A 17144-nucleotide genomic window follows, 5' to 3' on the forward strand; every position below is an offset into this window, starting at 1 on the left:
GCCAGTTGATGACAACCGATCTGCTCAGCCAGGACGAGATCGACGCACTGCTGCATGGCGTCGATTCCGGTGCGGTGGATACCGAGCCACCGCCGACCCCGGGCGAAGTGCGCCACTATGACTTCGCCACCCAGGAACGCATCATCCGCGGCCGCCTGCCGACCCTGGAAATGATCAACGAACGCTTTGCGCGCACCTGGCGCATCGGCCTGTTCAACCTGCTGCGCCGCTCGGCCGACCTGTCGGTGCGCGGCATCGACATGATCCGCTTCGGCGAATACATGCATTCGCTGCACGTGCCGACCAACCTCAACCTGATCAAGATGAAGCCGTTGCGCGGCACCGGCATCGTGATGTTCGAACCACGCCTGGTGTTCACCGTGGTGGACAGCTTCTTCGGCGGCAACGGCAAGTACCACACCCGGATCGAAGGCCGCGAGTTCACGCCCACCGAGATGCGCGTGATCAACCTGCTGCTGAAGCAGACATTCGCCGATTTCACCGAAGCATGGGCGCCGGTGATGCCGGTGGAATTCGAATACGTGAACTCCGAGGTCAACCCGCACTTCGCCAACATCATCAGCCCGCGCGAGTACATCGTGGTCTGCCGCTTCCACGTCGAGCTTGAGGGCGGCGGCGGCGAGCTGCACCTGGCCTTGCCGTGGTCGATGCTGGAACCGATCCGCGAGCAGCTGGACGCCGGCGTGCAAAGCGACCGCATCGAGAAAGACGAGAACTGGACGCGCGCGCTGCACACCCAGCTGCAGGACGTCGAGGTGGACCTCAGCAGCACCCTCGCCCGCCGCCAGATCAGCCTGCGTGAGCTCAGCAGGCTCAAGGTGGGCGACATCATCCCGATCGAGCTCAAACCCGACGTGCCGGTGCAGGTGGAAAACCTGCCGCTGTTCACCGGCGAATTCGGCATCCACAACGGACGCAACGCGGTGAAGATCACCGCCGTGCATACCCCACGCAAAACCAAGGAACCGGTGCCTGCACCATGAATACCAACGCCAATGAGTCAGACGCCGCACGTGCGGCATTCGAATCGCTCACCGCCGAGCAAACCAGCGGCGACGGCATCGGTGAACTGAACCTGGACGTGATCCTGGACGTGCCGGTGACGCTTTCGCTGGAGGTCGGCCACGCGCGCATCCCCATCCGCAACCTGCTGCAGCTCAACCAGGGCTCGGTGGTGGAACTGGAGCGCGCCGCGGGCGAGCCGCTGGATGTGTTCGTCAATGGCACGCTCATCGCGCAGGGGGAGGTCGTGGTGGTCAACGACCGTTTCGGTGTGCGCCTGACCGACGTGGTCAGCCCGGCCGAACGCATCAAGCGCCTGCGGTGAAGCCGATGCGGATGCCATCCGCCATGCGGGCAGTCGCGATGCTGGCAGCGTGGCTTGCAGCCTGGCCTGCATTCGCCGCACCGGTTGCCCCGCACGTCCAGCCGCCCAGCGCCGCTGGCAGCATCGGCGGCACCTTGTTCGCGCTGGTGCTGGTGATCGGCCTGATCTTCGGCCTGGCGTGGCTGGCCAGGCGCATGCCGGGCATCGCCGGCCAGCGCGGCAACGGCTTGCGCGTGGTGGCATCGGTGCCGCTGGGCGCGCGCGAGCGCCTGGTGATCGTGGATGTGGGCGGCACCCAGTTGCTGCTGGGGACCGGGGCAACCGGCACGCGCCTGCTGCACACGCTGGCCGAGCCCCTGCCTGAAGACGCCAAGGAAGCGCCAACGCCGTTTGCGAAGGTGCTGGCACAGCATTTCGGAAAAAAAGCATGAGCTGGATCGCGCCTCCAGCCGCTGCGCGCGCGCACGGCATCGTCGCCCCGACCTGCACCCGGGGTCTGCTCATGCGCCTGCTGCTGGCGCTGCTGCTGTGCCTGGCCGTTCCCGGCATCGCCATGGCGCAGGCAGCCGCACCCACGGTCAGCCCTGTTGCGCCCGCTGCAGCTGCACCGGGCGCGGGCGCCGCTCCACCGTCCGCCGCTTCCCCGTCACTGTCGTCGCTGTCGTCCATGCCTGCGGTGAACGTGGGGCAGATCGGCAAGGAGCCGGTCAGCATGCCGATGCAGGTGTTGTTGCTGATGACCAGCATCACCCTGCTGCCGGCACTGCTGCTGGGCGTGACCGCGTTCACCCGCATCATCATCGTGCTCAGCCTGCTGCGGCAGGCGCTGGGCACGGGGCAGACACCTTCGAACCAGATCCTGCTGGCGCTGGCGCTGTTCTTGACCGTCATGATCATGCAGCCGGTGCTGGACCAGGCGTGGACGGCAGGCATCGCCCCCTACCTGGATCACCAGATGGATTTCCGCACCGCGTGGACGGCAGCGTCCGCCCCGTTCCGGGCCTTCATGCTGGCGCAGGTGCGCAATACCGATTTGATGACCTTCGCCGGACTGTCGGGCAGTGGCCCGTACGCCACGCCGCAGGACGTGCCGTTCGGCGTGCTGGCGGCGTCGTTCCTGACCAGTGAGCTGAAGACCGCGTTCGAGATCGCGTTCCTGATCTACATCCCGTTCGTGATCATCGACCTGGTGGTGGCCAGCGTGCTGATGTCGATGGGCATGATGATGCTGTCGCCGATGCTGATCTCGGCTCCTTTCAAGATCCTGTTGTTCGTGTTGGTCGATGGCTGGGTGCTGGTCGTCGGCTCGATCGCGGGCAGCTTCAACCCCATTTGAGCGGAGCGCGCACATGACGCCTGAAATTGCCCTGTCGCAGATCTCGCAAGGCCTGCAGCTGGCATTGCTGCTGGGTGCCCCGCTGTTGTTGGCGGTCCTGGGCGTGGGCGTGGTGGTCGGCATCCTGCAGGCGGCCACCTCGATCAACGAGCCCACGGTCGCCTTCGTCTGCAAGGTGGGCGCGCTGGTCGGCACCCTGGCCATGACCGGCAATTTCCTGCTGGGCCGGCTGGTGTCGTTCACCACCGAACTGTTCCAGCAGATTCCGCACCTGATCGGCTGAGGTCGCACCCGCGGCATGGACACGGTCACCCTGACCACCGCGGACGGCCTCAACCTGTTCGCCCTGCTGGCGACCGTGCTGTGGCACGCCATCCGCATTGGCGCGGCGATGCAGGTGCTGCCCGCGATTGGCGGCAAGGGCATTCCGCCGCGGGCGCGCATGATCTTTACCCTGGCCCTGTCCGCAGCGCTGTCTGCCACGCTACCGGCGCCGCCGGCTGCCGCGGTGGACGCCATCACCGCACTCAACGTCCTTCGTGAATTCGCCATCGGCCTGTCCATCGGCCTGATCCTGAAGCTGGCCTTCGAAGCCGGCATCCTGGCCGGCCAGTTTGCGTCGCAGGGCATGGCGCTGTCGTTCGCCACCATGGCCGACCCGGCAAACAACACCCAGATTCCGGTGCTGTCGCAGTGGTTCTACCTGGTGTTCGGGCTGGTATTCTTCACTCTGGATGCACACGTGGCGCTGATCCAGCTGTTGCTGGACAGCTATCGCACGCAGCCCATCGGCGCGCCGCTGGCCGACATGCAGGCGTTTCTTGCCAGCGTGCCGGGTTTTTTCCCGACCGTGCTGCGAACCGCGGTGCTGATGTCGCTGCCAGTCACCATCGCCATGCTGGCCATCAACATGGTGGTGGGCGTGCTTTCACGCGCCGCGCCCCAGTTCAATCCCATCCAGATCGGCATGCCCATCGCACTGTTGGCCGGGTTGGCGCTGCTGGTGGTTTTGGCACGGGAGTTGCTGGGTCCTGTGCAGGCGTTGTTCGGGCAGGCGTTCGAAGCCGCCCGCGCCGTCACGGGTTGAGACGATGAGCGAAACTGGCGACCGCGAAGACCGTACAGAGTCCCCTACCAGCAAACGCCTTGCGGATGCGCGCAAGCGTGGCGATGTGCCGCGTTCACGCGAGCTGGCCAATGTCGCGGTTCTCGGTTCTTCGGTGATTGGCCTGATGGTGCTGGGGCCGCGCGTGGCGGGCTCGGCGATGGGCTGGATGCGGGGGGCGTTGGCGTTCGACCCGGCGCTGGTCGATCACCAGGATCGCTTGCTGCCGCACGCGATGGTGCTGCTGGCCAGCCTGGTACTGCCGCTGCTGCCGCTGGTCGGCATCGCGCTGGCGGCGTGTTTCATCTCGCCCGCCATCATGAGCGGCCTGCGTTTCAGCGGGCAGGCGCTGCAGCCGAACTTCAGCCGGCTCAATCCTGCCGCCGGCCTGGCACGCATGTACAGCCGCGAAGGCCGGGTGGAGCTGCTGCGTTCGCTGCTGCGCGTCGTGCTGGTCGGCGCGGTGGGGTATTGGGTGATTCGCAGGGCGATGCTGTCGATGCCGACGCTGCAGTACATGTCGGTCGAAGCGGCAGTCACCCAGGGCCTGGGCTTCATGCTGAAATCGCTGGCCGCGATGGTGGGTTCGATGGTGCTGCTGGCTGCAGTTGACGTGCCTTACCAGCGCTGGTCATGGGCTGAAAAGCTGAAGATGACCAAACAGGAAGTGCGCGACGAGCACAAGGAAAGCGAGGGCAACCCGCAGGTCAAGGGCAAGCTTCGGAACATGGCCCGGCAGCTGGCGCAACGGCAGATGATGGAAGCGGTGCCCACGGCCGACGTGATCATCACCAACCCGACGCACTTCGCGGTGGCGCTGAAATACGAGGCCGGGAAGATGCGGGCCCCCAAGCTGGTGGCCAGCGGCGCAGGCGAAATCGCGCTGAAAATCCGCGAAATCGGCAACGCGCATCGCGTGACCATGGTCGAATCGCCGCCGTTGGCACGCGCGCTGTATCGCCACGCCAAGTTGAACCAGGAAATTCCGGTGCAGCTGTATGCCGCCGTCGCCCAGATCCTGAGCTACGTGTTCCAGCTGCGTCGCTGGCACCCGGCGCAAGGCCGGATGCCGGTGCCGCCGTCGGTGACGGTGGATCCCGCGCTTGACGACGGGCAGGCACCGCGATGAGCACGCTGCCCAACGGCACCCCGCCGGGAAGTACGCTGAGCACCATTGGCCATGCCCTGCGCACGGGTGCCGCGGCGCCGATTGTCGTGCTGGCCATGCTGTCGATGGTGGTGGTGCCACTGCCACCGTTCCTGCTGGATGCGCTGTTCACGATCAACATCGCGCTGTCGCTGATGGTGTTGCTGGCGGTGGTGTACGTAAAGCGCCCGCTGGAGTTCTCGATCTTCCCCAGCGTGCTGCTGATGGTGACCTTGCTGCGGCTGTCACTGAATGTGGCGTCCACCCGCGTGGTGCTCTTGCACGGGCATCAGGGTGGCGCCGCTGCGGGCCACGTGATCGAGTCGTTCGGCAACTTCGTGGTCGGCGGCAGCTATGCGGTGGGCATCGTGGTGTTCGCGATCCTCACCATCGTCAATTTCGTGGTGGTGACCAAGGGCTCCGGGCGCATCTCGGAAGTGTCGGCCCGCTTCATCCTGGACGCATTGCCCGGCAAGCAGATGGCGATCGACGCCGACCTCAACGCCGGCCTGCTGACCCGCGAGGAAGCCAAGCTGCGCCGCGAGGAAGTCCGCAACGAAGCGGACTTCTACGGCTCGATGGACGGCGCCAGCAAATTCGTGCGCGGTGATGCCATCGCCGGCCTGCTGATCCTGTTCATCAACCTGATCGGTGGCGTGCTGATCGGCATGCTGCAGCATGGCCTGGGCTTCAGCGACGCCATGCAGACCTACACCCTGCTGGCCATCGGCGATGGGCTGGTGGCGCAGCTGCCGGCACTGCTGGTGTCCACTTCGGTGGCGATGCTGGTCACCCGCGCGACCCGCGAGCAGGAAATGGGCGCTGCGGTGAGCGCGCAAGTCTTCGGCCAGCGTCGTGCGCTGACCGTGGCGGCCAGCCTGCTGGGCCTGATGGGGCTGGTTCCGGGCATGCCCAACCTGCCCTTCCTGATGCTGGCCGCAGTGTTGGGGTTCATCGCGTTCCGCATGAAGGACGCCGACGATGCCGAGGTGGTGACGGCGGGGAGCGAGGCGACTGCCACTGGCGCCACTGCGCTGACCGAATTGAGCTGGGACGAAGTGGGGCCGGTTGAACCGCTGGGCCTGGAAGTCGGCTACAAGCTGATCGCGCTGGTGGACAAGGCGCAGGGGGGCGAACTGCTGACCCGCCTGAAGGGCGTGCGCCGCAAGCTGACCCAGGACCTGGGCTTCCTGATTCCCGCCGTGCACGTGCGTGACAACCTTGAACTGGCCGCAGGGCAGTATCGCGTCCTGGTTCACGGGGTGCCGGTTGCCAGCGGCGAACTGCATCCCGACCGGATGCTGGCGCTGGATCCCGGCCGTGTCTTCGGCCCGCTGGAGGGCATTCCCGGCAAGGATCCGGCATTCGGGCTGGATGCCACCTGGATCCTGCCCAGCCAGCGGGCGCATGCCGAATCGCTGGGCTACACCGTGGTCGATGCGGGCACCGTCATCGCCACGCATCTGTCGCATCTGGTACGCGAACGCGCCGCCGAATTGCTGGGCCACGATGAAGTCCAGCAGCTGCTGGCCAGCGTCGGCAAGGCGTCGCCCAAGCTTGTCGAAGACCTGACGCCCAAGCTGTTGCCGATGTCGGTGGTGGTGCGCGTGCTGCAGTCGCTGCTCGCCGAAAAAGTGTCGCTGCGGCAAATGCGACGGATCGTGGAAGCCCTGCTGGAGCACGGCATCCACACGCAAGACCCGGCCATGCTCACCGCTGCGGTACGGGTGGCGCTGGGCTCGTTCATCGTGCAGGAACTGAACGGCATGGCCACCGAGCTGCCGGTTTTCACCCTGGCCCCGCAACTGGAACGCATCTTGCAAGATTCCGTCAGCGGCCAAGGGGCCGCGTTGGAACCCGGACTCGCCGAACGGTTGCACCAGAACCTCAGCGAGTGCGTGGCGCGGCAGGAACAGCGCGGCGAGCCCGCGATCCTGCTGGTGCCGGGCGGGATCCGCGCGGCGATTTCGCGGCTGGTGCGTCACAGCGTTCCGCAGTTGTCGGTCCTGGCCTATGGCGAGGTTCCGGAAGACAAGCGATTGCGGCTGCTGGGGGCGGTAGGCTGACACTCGGACAACGGGACTTGATCCATGAGAATCAAACGCTTCATCGCCCCCGACATGCGCTCCGCGCTGCGGCTGGTGCGCGAAGAGCAGGGGCCCGATGCGGTCATCCTGTCCAATCGCCCGACCGAAGGTGGCGTGGAGGTCGTGGCCGCGACCGACTATGACGAGGCACTGGTACAGCAGGCGTTGCGCACGATGGGAGCGCCCGCGCCGGACTTCCCGCCAACGATTGCCGCGCCCAGGCCATTCACCAGCGAGACACCGCAGGGCCGCGCCGTGTTTCGCATCGACGGCGAGCCGGTTGCCTCCCGCGAAACTCCCGTCGAAGCCACACCCGTGCAGCCCGCGGCGCGCCAGCCCAGCCGCCTGGAGCAGGTCATGGCCGTGCTGAAGTCCCCGCGCGCCAGTCAGGTCTCCGCCAAGCCAGCAGCCCCCGCCGTGCCGGTCGTTGACCTGCAGGACGTGCCTGCCCTGGATTTTGCCGATGTGCTGCGCAGCACGGCGCCCTCGCCTGCGATGGAACCGGAGGTGCCTGCGTTCCTGCTGCCCGACAGCGAGCCCGCGCACTTCCTGCCCGCCGTGTCCACCGCGCACGTCCCCACGCCCCCGCCGGCACCCACGCTGGCTCCCGCCCTGCGCGTGGTGGAGGCCGATCCCGGGGTGACCGCGATGCGTGCCGAACTGGCGGCCATGCGCACGATGATCGAACGCGAACTGGGGCAATTGTCGGTGGAGCGCCTGCGCGGTTCACCGGCCCGCGCTGCCGCGCTGGACGCGCTGATCGCATTCGGATGCGACGACACGCTGGCCCAGCGCGTGGCCGCCCGCCTCGATCCCACCCTGCCCGCCGATGCCATCGCCGCGCCACTGCGCGCCGAACTCGCCATGCAATTGCCTGTTGCCGGCGAGGACCTGCTGGAACAGGGCGGCATTCTCGCCGTGCTGGGTCCCACCGGCGCGGGGAAGACCACCACGATCGCCAAGTTGGCCGCCCGCTATGCCGCCCGCCATGGTGCGCGCGATGTGGCCTTGATCAGCGCCGACAGCGAACGCGCCGGCGCCCGTGAACAACTGCATGTCCTGGGGCGGCGATTGGGCGTGACGGTCTGCGATGCCGACGGTCCGGACGCGCTGACGCAGGCGCTGGAACAATTGTCCGACTACCCGTTGGTCCTGATCGACACCGCCGGTCACGGCCTGCGCGACCGCGCCCTGCTGCGGCAGATCCTGTGGGTGCGTTCCGCCAGCAATGTGCGCAGTCTGCTGTTGCTGCCCGCGAATGCGCACCCGGCGGATCTGGGCGAACTGCTGCGGCGCTATCGCCCTGCCGCCCCGGAAGGCGTGATACTGACCAAGCTGGATGAAACCGTCTGCCCGGGGGCTGCGCTCTCGGTGCTGGTGCAGCACGAGCTGCCGTTGATCTATACCACCGCCGGCCAGTGCGTACCCGATGACATCGACGTTGCCGATGGCATGCATCTGGCGGCTATGCTCGACTTCCCGCGCCGCGGCCCTGCCACCACCACCCACCACGACGAAGGCCAACATGCATTCGCCTGACCCTACCCGCAACGCGAACGCCCCCCTCGCCGCGCCGCGCGTCATCGCCGTGACCGGCGGCAAGGGCGGCGTCGGCAAGACCACGGCTTCCATCAATCTGGCGATGGCCTTGCAGAACGCCGGCCAGCGCACCCTGCTGCTGGACACCGACCTGGGTTTGGCCAATGTCGATGTCATGCTGGGACTGTCGCCACGGTTCACGCTGGCCGACGTGTTCGCCGGCCGCTGCGAATTGCGCGAAACCGTGATCGAAGGCCCGCGCGGCCTGCTGGTAGTGCCCGCCGCCTCGGGCAAGCGCCACATGACCGAACTGCTGCCGCAACAGCACGTCGGCCTGGTCAATGCGTTCTCGCAGCTCGACATCCCGCTCGACGTGATGGTGGTGGACACCTCTGCCGGCATCTCGGACAGCGTATTGACCTTCTGCCAGGCGGCGCAGGACGTGATCCTGGTGGTGTGCGACGAGCCCGCCTCGGTCACCGACGCCTATGCCCTGGTCAAGGTGCTCAGCCGCGACCGCGGCGTGAACCGGATCCAGGTGCTGGCCAACCAGGTGCCCAATGCCAATGAAGGACGCAGCCTGTTCGAAAAGCTGGAACGGGTCACCTCGCGCTTTCTCGACGTGACGCTGTCCTATTTGGGCGCGATCCCGCGTGACGAATGGTTGCGCCTGGCAGTGCAGCGCCAGGAAGCCGTGGTGGATGCATTCCCCACCGCGCCTGCATCGCTTGCGTATAGTGAAATCGCGCGCAAGATTGGCAAGTGGCAGGCCCCGCAGGGACCGCGGGGGCATGTCGAGTTCTTCACCGAGCGTCTGGTCGCAGCACAGGGGAATGCATGCGCATGAATACCGGGGCCGCCCAATATCGAGCACAGCAGAACGGTGACGCCGCTGCCATTGTCGGGCGCCACTCCGAACTCGTACGCCGCATCGCCCACCACCTGGCCGCACGGCTCCCCTCCAACGTCGAAATCGACGATCTGATCCAGGCCGGCATGATCGGACTGATCGAGGCCGCCCGGAATTTCCAGTCCGATCAGGGCGCCACCTTCGAGACCTACGCATCAATCCGCATCCGTGGCTCCATGATCGACGCCATCCGCGCCGGCGACTGGGTGCCGCGCTCGGTGCATCGCCGCTACCGCGACGTGGTGGCGGCAACCCGTGCCATCGAGCAGCGCGAAGGGCGGGCCGCCAGCGCCCAGGAAATCGCCAGCGCGCTGGGCATGAGCATGGACGACTACCACCACATCCTGCAGGACGCATCGCGCGGCCAGCTGCTGAGCCTGGACGAATACGCCGACGAGCACGATGGCGAGCCACGGCTGGAACACCACGACAACATCACCCCCGCCCGCCGCTTCGAGGTCGGCGCGTTCCGCAGCGCGCTGGGCGATGCCATCGACAACCTGCCCGAGCGCGAGAAAATGGTGCTCTCCCTGTACTACGAGCAGGAACTGAATCTGCGCGAGATCGGCGCCGTGCTCAACGTCAGCGAATCGCGGGTGTGCCAGATCCATGGCCAGGCAATGCTGCGCCTGCGCTCCCGGCTGACCGACTGGCGCAGCGAGATCGACGCCGACGACAGCTGAGGCCACGTCCAGCCAATTTCGCAATTCATGCGGTCGGTCACATCAAGTTCCCGCTGGCCTGGCCGATAACGACGACGAATATCATCAGGATTTTGCATGGACATGGACAAAGGCATCCGCATCCTCATCGTTGACGACTTTTCGACCATGCGCCGCATCGTCAAGAACCTGCTCAACGACCTGGGATTCACCAACACCGCGGAAGCAGACGATGGATCGACGGCCCTGGTCGAGCTGAAAAAGGTCCATTTCGACCTGATCATCACCGACTGGAACATGCCCGGCATGCCCGGCATCGACCTGTTGAAGGCGGTACGCGCCGATCCGGCGCTGGCCAAGATCCCGGTCCTGATGGTCACCGCCGAGGCCAAACGCGAGCAGATCATCGAGGCCGCGCAGGCGGGCGTGAATGGCTACGTCATCAAGCCGTTCACCGCGGCCACCCTCGAAGACAAGCTGGCCAAGATTTTCGAACGGCTGGAGAGCGCCGCATGAGCCCCCCCTCCTTGCCGACCGACGACTCGCACATCGTCGAACGCCTGCACGCCGCCATGGCGGCATTGGAACAAGGCGATTCCGGCGTATGGCGGCACCACCTCGACTCGTTGCTCGAATGGCGGCGGCAGCCGGTGGTGGAAAGCCTGATCAAGCTGGCGCGAGAGCTGGACGATCTGGAACGCGCCATCGAAGTGCGCATCCCCAATTCACAGCTGCCGCCCGACGGCCTGCCGGACGCGTGCAGCCGGCTGGAACACGTGGTGAAGATGACCGAGGAGGCGAGCATGCGCACCTTGGACCTGGCCGATGAGTGCCGCACCCTGCTCGGCACCATCGGGCCCGAGCACGAAGCCACCGTGGACGCGATCCGCAGCCGCCTGTCGTCGATGGTCGAGGCGCAGAGCTTCCAGGACCTGACCGGGCAGATCATCCAGCGCGTCATCCACCTGATCCGCTCCCTGCAATCGGGGCTGGGCGACATCCAAGCCCTGCACGGCGACCCCAACAAGGGCCATGGCCCCAGCGTGGCCGGCGTGGATCGCCCGGCCGCCACCCAGGACGAAGCCAACGATCTGCTGGCAGCACTCGGGATCTGACCATGAGCGCGGAAGGCTACGACGCCCGCGCCGACTTCCTGGTCGAGGCGCGCGAAATCCTCGACCGTCTGGGCGAGCAGGTCGTGGCCCTGGAGCAGGATCCGGACGACCGCCCAACGCTGGATGCGGTGTTCCGCGGCTTCCATACCATCAAGGGCGGCGCCGGCTTCCTGGATCTGCCGCCGATGGTGGCCCTGTGCCACGCCTTCGAAGACCGCATCGATGCCGCCCGCAGCGGTATCCGGATGCTGGACGCGGCCGCATTCGACGGCGCGCAGCGGGCGGTGGACCAGTTGCTCGACATGCTGGACACGATGACCCGCGGCGAGCCGCTGGCAGACGTGGACACGGCGTTGCTGCAACAGGTTCGCGGCGATGACGTCGCCGCCGCCGCGTCGGCGGCCGCCATCGAGCTGCCCGACAACCTGGACGACCTCGACTTCGACGCATTGCTGGACAGCCTGCACGGTGCAGGCGCCATTCCCGGCGCGGCGCCGCCCCCACCGCCCCCGCCGGCCCCGCGTGCAACGCCACGCCCGCAGCAGGGAAGCGCAAAACCGGATGCTGCCGACAAGGCGCACGCGCCGCCAGCGGCGGAGGCCGAACAAACCGTGCGCGTGGATGTGCGGCGACTGGACGCGCTGGTCAACCTGGTGGGTGAACTGGTGCTGGCGCGCAACCGCTTGAAGACGCTGCGCCCGGACTTCCACGACGAGCACCTGGATCGCGCGGTGACCGCGCTGGATACGGTGACCGCGCGCCTGCAAGGCGCAGTGATGTCGGCGCGCATGCAGCCGGTCAATCGGGTGTTCACCCGCTTCCCGAAACTGGCCCGCGACGTGGCCCGGCAACTGTCCAAGCAGGTTGAACTGGTGGTCGAAGGGGCCGAGACCGAATTGGATCGCAATCTGGTGGAGGCGCTTGCCGATCCGCTGGTGCACCTGGTGCGCAACGCCATCGACCACGGCGTCGAGATGCCGGCCACGCGCCGCGCCGCCGGCAAGCCCGAGGTCGGCCAGGTGCGCCTGGCCGCGCGCCAGGAAGGCGACCATGTCTCCATCGAAGTCAGCGATGATGGGGCTGGCATCGACCCCGACACCATTCGCCGCAGCGCGATCCGCAAGGGCGTGGTCGACCCCGAAGCGGCCAGCCGGCTGTCGCCGGACGAATGCCTGGCGCTGATCTTCCTGCCCGGTTTCTCCACCCGCGCCGAGGTCTCCGACCTGTCCGGCCGCGGCGTGGGCATGGACGTGGTGCAATCCAAGATCCGCGAACTCTCCGGCCAGGTGCAGATCCAGTCCGAGCCGGGCGAAGGCACCCGCTTCATCATCCGCGTACCGCTGACGCTGGCGATCCTGCCCACGCTGCTGGTGGAACTGGGCGATGACGTGTATGCGCTGCCACTGGTGCGGGTGATCGAAGTCGTTGCGCACGACCCGGCGGACATGCTGTGGATGGACGGGCAGCACATCCTCGATCTGCGCGAGCGCCCGATCCCCGTGCTGTCGCTGCGCCAATGGCTGGGTCTTGCGCACGACGCCGCCGATGCCACCCGCGGCGTGGTCCTGCAGGCGGGCGAGCAACGCTTCTGCCTGCTGGTGGATCGCGTCCTGGGGCGCGAAGAGGTGGTCATCAAGGCACTGCCGCGCAGCCTGCGTGGACTTCCGGGCTATGCAGGCGCCAGCCTGGTGGGCGATGGCCGCATGGCACTGATCCTGGATGTGGATGCGCTGCTGAGTTCGGCGCAGCGCCACTCAAGCGCGTCCACCCGCGGCCGATAGTTATGAACATATGGATATCCTCAGCATCATCGGCGCGATCTTGGGGCTGGTCGCCCTGATTGGCGGCAGCGTACTCAAAGGCGCCGGACTCTCCGGCTTGTGGTCGCCCGCTGCGTTCACCATCGTCATCCTCGGCACCATTGCATCGATCCTGCTGCAAACGCCGATGCACACGTTCCGCCGCGCGCTGCAGATCGTGGGCTGGGTATTTCGACCGCCGCCACAGGATCACGTCGCGCTGATCGCGCTGATGGTGGAATGGAGCAGCACTGCACGCAAGCAAGGCCTGTTGGCACTTGAGCCATTGCTCGAGCAGCAGTCGGATCCGTTCCTGCGCAAGGGCCTGCAGATGGTGGTGGATGGCGTGGAGCCGGAAACCATGCGGCAGATGCTGGAAATCGAGTCGTTCGCGCAAAACCACCACGACATCGCGGCCGCCAAGGTGTTCGAGGGGATGGGCATCTACGCGCCTACGCTGGGGATCATCGGCGCGGTGCTGGGCCTGATGGCGGTGATGAAGAATCTTGCCGATCCCAGCAAACTGGGGCACGGCATCGCGGCAGCGTTTACCGCCACCATCTATGGCATCGCCTCGGCGAACCTGGCCTTCCTGCCGATCGCCTCCAAGCTGAAAGGGGTCATCCATCGCCAGGAGGTCGAACGCGAGATGCTCATCGAGGGCCTGATCGCGATTGCCGAAGGCGAGAATCCACGCAACATCGAGTCGCGCCTCAGCGGCTTCGTGCACTGAGCCGTGCCCATGGGTCGTCGCCGCCAACAGCACGAAGAACATTTCAACCACGAAGCCTGGGCAATTCCGTATGGCGACTTGCTCACCCTGCTGCTGGCGTTCTTCGTGGTGATGTACGCGATTTCTTCGCTCAACGAGGGCAAGTATCGGGTGGTGGCCGACTCGCTGTCGGCCGCGTTCGGTGGCGCGCCGCGTTCGATCAAGCCGGTACAGGCCGGGCAGGTGCAGTTGCGTGGCGGTGATTTCGACCATCCTTCGGTGATCGACACCGGCGCGCGCCGCGGACCTGCGCAACCGGTCGAGGTGGAAGTGCCGATGCCATTGACCCGCAAGGATCGGCTCACCCAGCAGTCCGGCAACGCAGACAACCCCGGCGACAAATCCAGCGGAATCGGTGACGAAGCCCAATTGCATGCGCTCGGCGACCAGCTCGAGGATGCGCTCTCCGGCCTGATCCAGAGCGGGCTGGTGCGCGTGCGCCGCGGCCGCAATTTCATCGAAGTCGAGATCCAGAGCGATCTGCTGTTCCCCAGCGGCGTGGCAACGCCGACTGCCGCCGCCCTGTCCACCCTGCGGCAGCTTGCGGCGGTGCTGCGCAATGCCCCCAATGCCGTGCGGGTGGAAGGCTATACCGACAATCAGCCCATCCACACCGTGCAATTCAGATCCAACTGGGATCTGTCGGCGGCACGCGCCACCAACGTGGTTTACGAATTGATCGACAGCGGGATCGCGCCAGCGCGGCTGGCTGCGATGGGGTACGGTGAATACCAGCCGATCGCCGACAACACCACCGAAGCGGGCCGCAGTACCAACCGTCGCGTGGAATTGGTAATACTGGCGGCAGCAGTCGGCGTCGATAGCGTGATGGAAGGCTTGGATGCACGCAAAGGGGCGGCAAGCCGCCCGGCAGCGGCGGCACCCGCACAAGGCAAGGGGGAACGGTGATGCGGATCTGGGCGATCGCCAACCAGAAGGGCGGCGTGGGCAAAACCACCAGTTCGCTGTGCCTTGCGCGCTGCATGGCGGATCTCGATCACCGCGTGCTGCTGATCGACCTGGATCCACATGGGTCGCTTACACGGGCATTCGGCGTCCCTACCGAACCGCCGCCGAAAGGCACCTATGACCTCTTCAACGGGGATTCCGTTGAAAGTGTTGCCACCACAACCAGTCATGCCTGCATCGACCTGCTTGCCGCGCAACCGGCCATGGCCACGCTGGAACGACGCAGCGCCACCCAGCCCGGGCTGGGGCTGGCCTTGTTGCGCGCCCTGCAGGGCGCTGCCGGGCGTTACGACTATGCCCTGCTCGACTGCCCACCCACGCTCGGTTTGCTGCTGGTCAACGCACTGGCGGCCTGTGACCGTTTGATCGTGCCGACGCAGACCGATCCGCTGGCCCTGCACGGACTGGAGGGCATGCTGCGCACTGCGGCAATGGTGGAGCGCTCGCGCTCACGACCTCTGGTGCGGCAAATCCTGCCGACCCTGTTCGACCGCCGCACGCGCTCCTGCCTGGAAACCCTGGAGCACCTGCGCACCTATCCCGGCGTAGGCGTTTGCCCCAGCCCGATCCCGATGGACACCCGCCTGCGCGATGCTGCCGCACTTGCCACGCACCGGCACCTCGGCGGTCGTGGTGTCAGTGCCTACCGCGACGCACTCCAGTGGCTGCTTGAAACCGCCCCCGCCGAACAGGAGGCCGCATGACCTCGCACGCCACCACGCTTGTTGCCGGGCAGCAGAGCGATCCGGCAGTCGATGCCTATCTGGACGCGCTGCTGGCGCTGCCTCCCGCCGCTCCTCCGGCCGCAAGCCCGGAAACGACCGTCATCGCGCAAGAGGCGGTATCCGACCTTGAACCGGCATCCGCGCCCGCAACCGAACAGGAAGCCGAAGCTGAAGCCGAGTCCGCAGCAAAGGTCGAGCCTGAACTGCAGGCCGGGCCCATCTTGCAGACGGAATCGGAGCTGGAACCAGAGCTGGAACCACAGGCCGATCTGGAAACGGCGCCTGACATCGCCCCGCAGACAGACTCGCCCGCCCTGCCTGGCGTGGAAACCGGCGACGGCCAAGCGTCAGACCCGACCCCCGCTCCGCTGCCGGTTGCCCACCTTGCGGGGTTCGCCCCCGAACCCACCCGGCCCAATCCTTTCGGACTGCCGGAAGGGACGTCCCGCCCGGCGCCAGCGCCTGCCGGCCAGCGCTGGTTGCGGGTCGCCATCGGCGACGACCGCTACGCCGTGGAGTTGTTGCAGGTGCAGGAAGTGGTGCGGCTGGCGCCATTGATCGCCGTTCGTGGCGCGGTACCGTCATTGCTTGGAGTGATGAATTTGCGCGGTCGCGTGGTGCCCGTGCATGACTTCGGCCGCTGGCTGCGCCGCGCGCCGGTGGTCACCGATGATCGCTCGCGGATCGTGGTGCTGGAGCATCACGACGAGCTGACAGGCCTGTTGGTGACGGCGGTCACCGATGTCGTCACCCTCACCGAGGCGCAGATCGAGCCGCCCGCCCCGGGGTTGCGTGATCGCATTGGCCTGGGAATTGCGCGTACGCCCGGTGCCCCGCCAACGGTTCTGCTGGATGTCCGCGTCATTTTCGAATGACCGCCCAAAGTGTGCGCGGTGCCACGTTTTTCCAGGTCCCCCTCAAGTCACCCGGATAAACGCCGTTAAACGGTCTGGGATCAAACCCACACGAGAGGTCACATGTCATTGTCCCTGCAAGCTGATCTTGGCATCGAACAGGTCGCCGACCTTCAGGCCAGCCTGCAGTCGCATCTGGACGACGAAACGCTGGAGCTTTCCGGCGCCGACGTACGCCGGGTGCATACCGCCGGCCTGCAACTCCTGCATGCGTTCATCCGCGACCGCGCTGCACGCGGATTCTCCACTACCATTACCCTCCCCTCGCCCACCTTGATCGACGCTGCGCGCCAACTTGCGCTTTCGATCAGCCTGGGCGTCGATCCCGTCCCCGGAGACACTGCGTGAGCGCACAGCTTCTGATCGTTGACGATTCCACCTCCATGCGCCAAATGGTCGCGTTTGCCCTCACCACCGGCGGGTATGCGGTCACCGAAGCCGAAGACGGCATCGCGGCACTGGACGTGGCCAAAACCCAGCGATTCGACCTGGTGATCACCGACGTCAACATGCCGCGCATGGATGGCATCGAGCTGATCCGCCAGCTGCGCTCCCTGCCGTCCTACAAGTTCACGCCGCTGCTGATGCTCACCACCGAGTCCGGCAGCGACAAGAAGAGTGAAGGCAAGGCCGCAGGTGCAACCGGCTGGCTGGTCAAACCGTTCGATCCGGAGCAATTGCTCGCCACCGTTCGCAAGGTTCTCGGCTGACAAGCC

General features: G+C 66.4%; 20 protein-coding genes. All 20 read left to right on the forward strand.

The window, feature by feature from the left end; genetic code table 11:
* The first annotated feature begins 5 nt into the window (after positions 1-5).
* The 20 genes from fliM (at position 6) to LIW09_RS06550 (ending at position 17138) form a co-directional block, all read left to right on the forward strand.
* A complete protein-coding gene (fliM, locus tag LIW09_RS06455; RefSeq protein ID WP_256644845.1) occupies positions 6-1004 on the forward strand; it encodes a flagellar motor switch protein FliM in 999 nt (332 codons plus the stop codon).
* A complete protein-coding gene (fliN, locus tag LIW09_RS06460; RefSeq protein WP_256644846.1) occupies positions 1001-1348 on the forward strand; it encodes a flagellar motor switch protein FliN in 348 nt (115 codons plus the stop codon). Before fliM ends, fliN begins: the two co-directional genes overlap by 4 nt.
* A gap of 23 nt (positions 1349-1371) precedes the next feature.
* A complete protein-coding gene (gene fliO, locus LIW09_RS06465; protein ID WP_256644847.1) occupies positions 1372-1779 on the forward strand; it encodes a flagellar biosynthetic protein FliO in 408 nt (135 codons plus the stop codon).
* 71 nt (positions 1780-1850) lie between these two features.
* Positions 1851-2684 (forward strand): flagellar type III secretion system pore protein FliP, encoded by an 834-nt coding sequence (fliP, locus tag LIW09_RS06470; RefSeq protein WP_425507930.1) that lies wholly within the window; start codon positions 1851-1853, stop codon positions 2682-2684.
* Between the two features lie 13 nt (positions 2685-2697).
* Positions 2698-2967: a flagellar biosynthetic protein FliQ gene (locus LIW09_RS06475; RefSeq protein ID WP_256644848.1), complete on the forward strand. Its 270-nt coding sequence runs from the start codon at positions 2698-2700 to the stop codon at positions 2965-2967.
* A gap of 15 nt (positions 2968-2982) precedes the next feature.
* The gene (locus LIW09_RS06480) at positions 2983-3771 is read left to right on the forward strand and encodes a flagellar biosynthetic protein FliR (RefSeq protein WP_256644849.1); all 789 of its coding nucleotides are present in this window, start codon (positions 2983-2985) and stop codon (positions 3769-3771) included.
* Between the two features lie 4 nt (positions 3772-3775).
* Entirely contained in the window at positions 3776-4918 is a 1143-nt protein-coding gene (gene flhB / locus LIW09_RS06485) for a flagellar biosynthesis protein FlhB (protein WP_256644850.1), read from the forward strand.
* Positions 4915-7002: a flagellar biosynthesis protein FlhA gene (gene flhA / locus LIW09_RS06490; RefSeq protein ID WP_425507869.1), complete on the forward strand. Its 2088-nt coding sequence runs from the start codon at positions 4915-4917 to the stop codon at positions 7000-7002. Before flhB ends, flhA begins: the two co-directional genes overlap by 4 nt.
* 24 nt (positions 7003-7026) lie before the next feature.
* Entirely contained in the window at positions 7027-8562 is a 1536-nt protein-coding gene (flhF, locus tag LIW09_RS06495) for a flagellar biosynthesis GTPase FlhF (protein WP_256644851.1), read from the forward strand.
* A complete protein-coding gene (locus LIW09_RS06500; protein ID WP_256644852.1) occupies positions 8549-9409 on the forward strand; it encodes a P-loop NTPase in 861 nt (286 codons plus the stop codon). Before flhF ends, LIW09_RS06500 begins: the two co-directional genes overlap by 14 nt.
* Positions 9406-10155, forward strand: a complete 750-nt coding sequence (locus tag LIW09_RS06505; RefSeq protein WP_256644853.1) for an RNA polymerase sigma factor FliA — start codon at positions 9406-9408, stop codon at positions 10153-10155. The genes LIW09_RS06500 and LIW09_RS06505 overlap by 4 nt, the downstream gene beginning before the upstream one ends.
* Before the next feature lie 102 nt (positions 10156-10257).
* The gene (gene cheY, locus LIW09_RS06510) at positions 10258-10650 is read left to right on the forward strand and encodes a chemotaxis response regulator CheY (RefSeq protein ID WP_256647167.1); all 393 of its coding nucleotides are present in this window, start codon (positions 10258-10260) and stop codon (positions 10648-10650) included.
* Positions 10647-11249, forward strand: coding sequence for a protein phosphatase CheZ (locus tag LIW09_RS06515; protein ID WP_256644854.1), 603 nt, complete (start codon positions 10647-10649; stop codon positions 11247-11249). Before cheY ends, LIW09_RS06515 begins: the two co-directional genes overlap by 4 nt.
* Positions 11250-11251: 2 nt before the next feature.
* Complete coding sequence (locus LIW09_RS06520) at positions 11252-13030, forward strand: chemotaxis protein CheA (protein WP_256644855.1); 1779 nt, start codon at positions 11252-11254, stop codon at positions 13028-13030.
* Positions 13031-13040: 10 nt separating this feature from the next.
* Positions 13041-13781: a flagellar motor protein gene (locus LIW09_RS06525; RefSeq protein WP_256644856.1), complete on the forward strand. Its 741-nt coding sequence runs from the start codon at positions 13041-13043 to the stop codon at positions 13779-13781.
* 9 nt (positions 13782-13790) lie between these two features.
* Positions 13791-14729, forward strand: coding sequence for a flagellar motor protein MotD (gene motD, locus LIW09_RS06530; RefSeq protein WP_256644857.1), 939 nt, complete (start codon positions 13791-13793; stop codon positions 14727-14729).
* Positions 14729-15493, forward strand: coding sequence for a ParA family protein (locus LIW09_RS06535; protein ID WP_256644858.1), 765 nt, complete (start codon positions 14729-14731; stop codon positions 15491-15493). The genes motD and LIW09_RS06535 overlap by 1 nt, the downstream gene beginning before the upstream one ends.
* Positions 15490-16389: a chemotaxis protein CheW gene (locus LIW09_RS06540; RefSeq protein WP_256644859.1), complete on the forward strand. Its 900-nt coding sequence runs from the start codon at positions 15490-15492 to the stop codon at positions 16387-16389. Before LIW09_RS06535 ends, LIW09_RS06540 begins: the two co-directional genes overlap by 4 nt.
* Positions 16390-16491: 102 nt before the next feature.
* Positions 16492-16776, forward strand: coding sequence for an STAS domain-containing protein (locus LIW09_RS06545; protein ID WP_256644860.1), 285 nt, complete (start codon positions 16492-16494; stop codon positions 16774-16776).
* Positions 16773-17138 (forward strand): response regulator, encoded by a 366-nt coding sequence (locus LIW09_RS06550; protein WP_256644861.1) that lies wholly within the window; start codon positions 16773-16775, stop codon positions 17136-17138. The genes LIW09_RS06545 and LIW09_RS06550 overlap by 4 nt, the downstream gene beginning before the upstream one ends.
* The last annotated feature ends 6 nt before the right edge of the window (positions 17139-17144 follow it).

Origin of the sequence: Thermomonas paludicola (assembly GCF_024498955.1) — a bacterium.
GTDB lineage: Bacteria > Pseudomonadota > Gammaproteobacteria > Xanthomonadales > Xanthomonadaceae > Thermomonas > Thermomonas paludicola.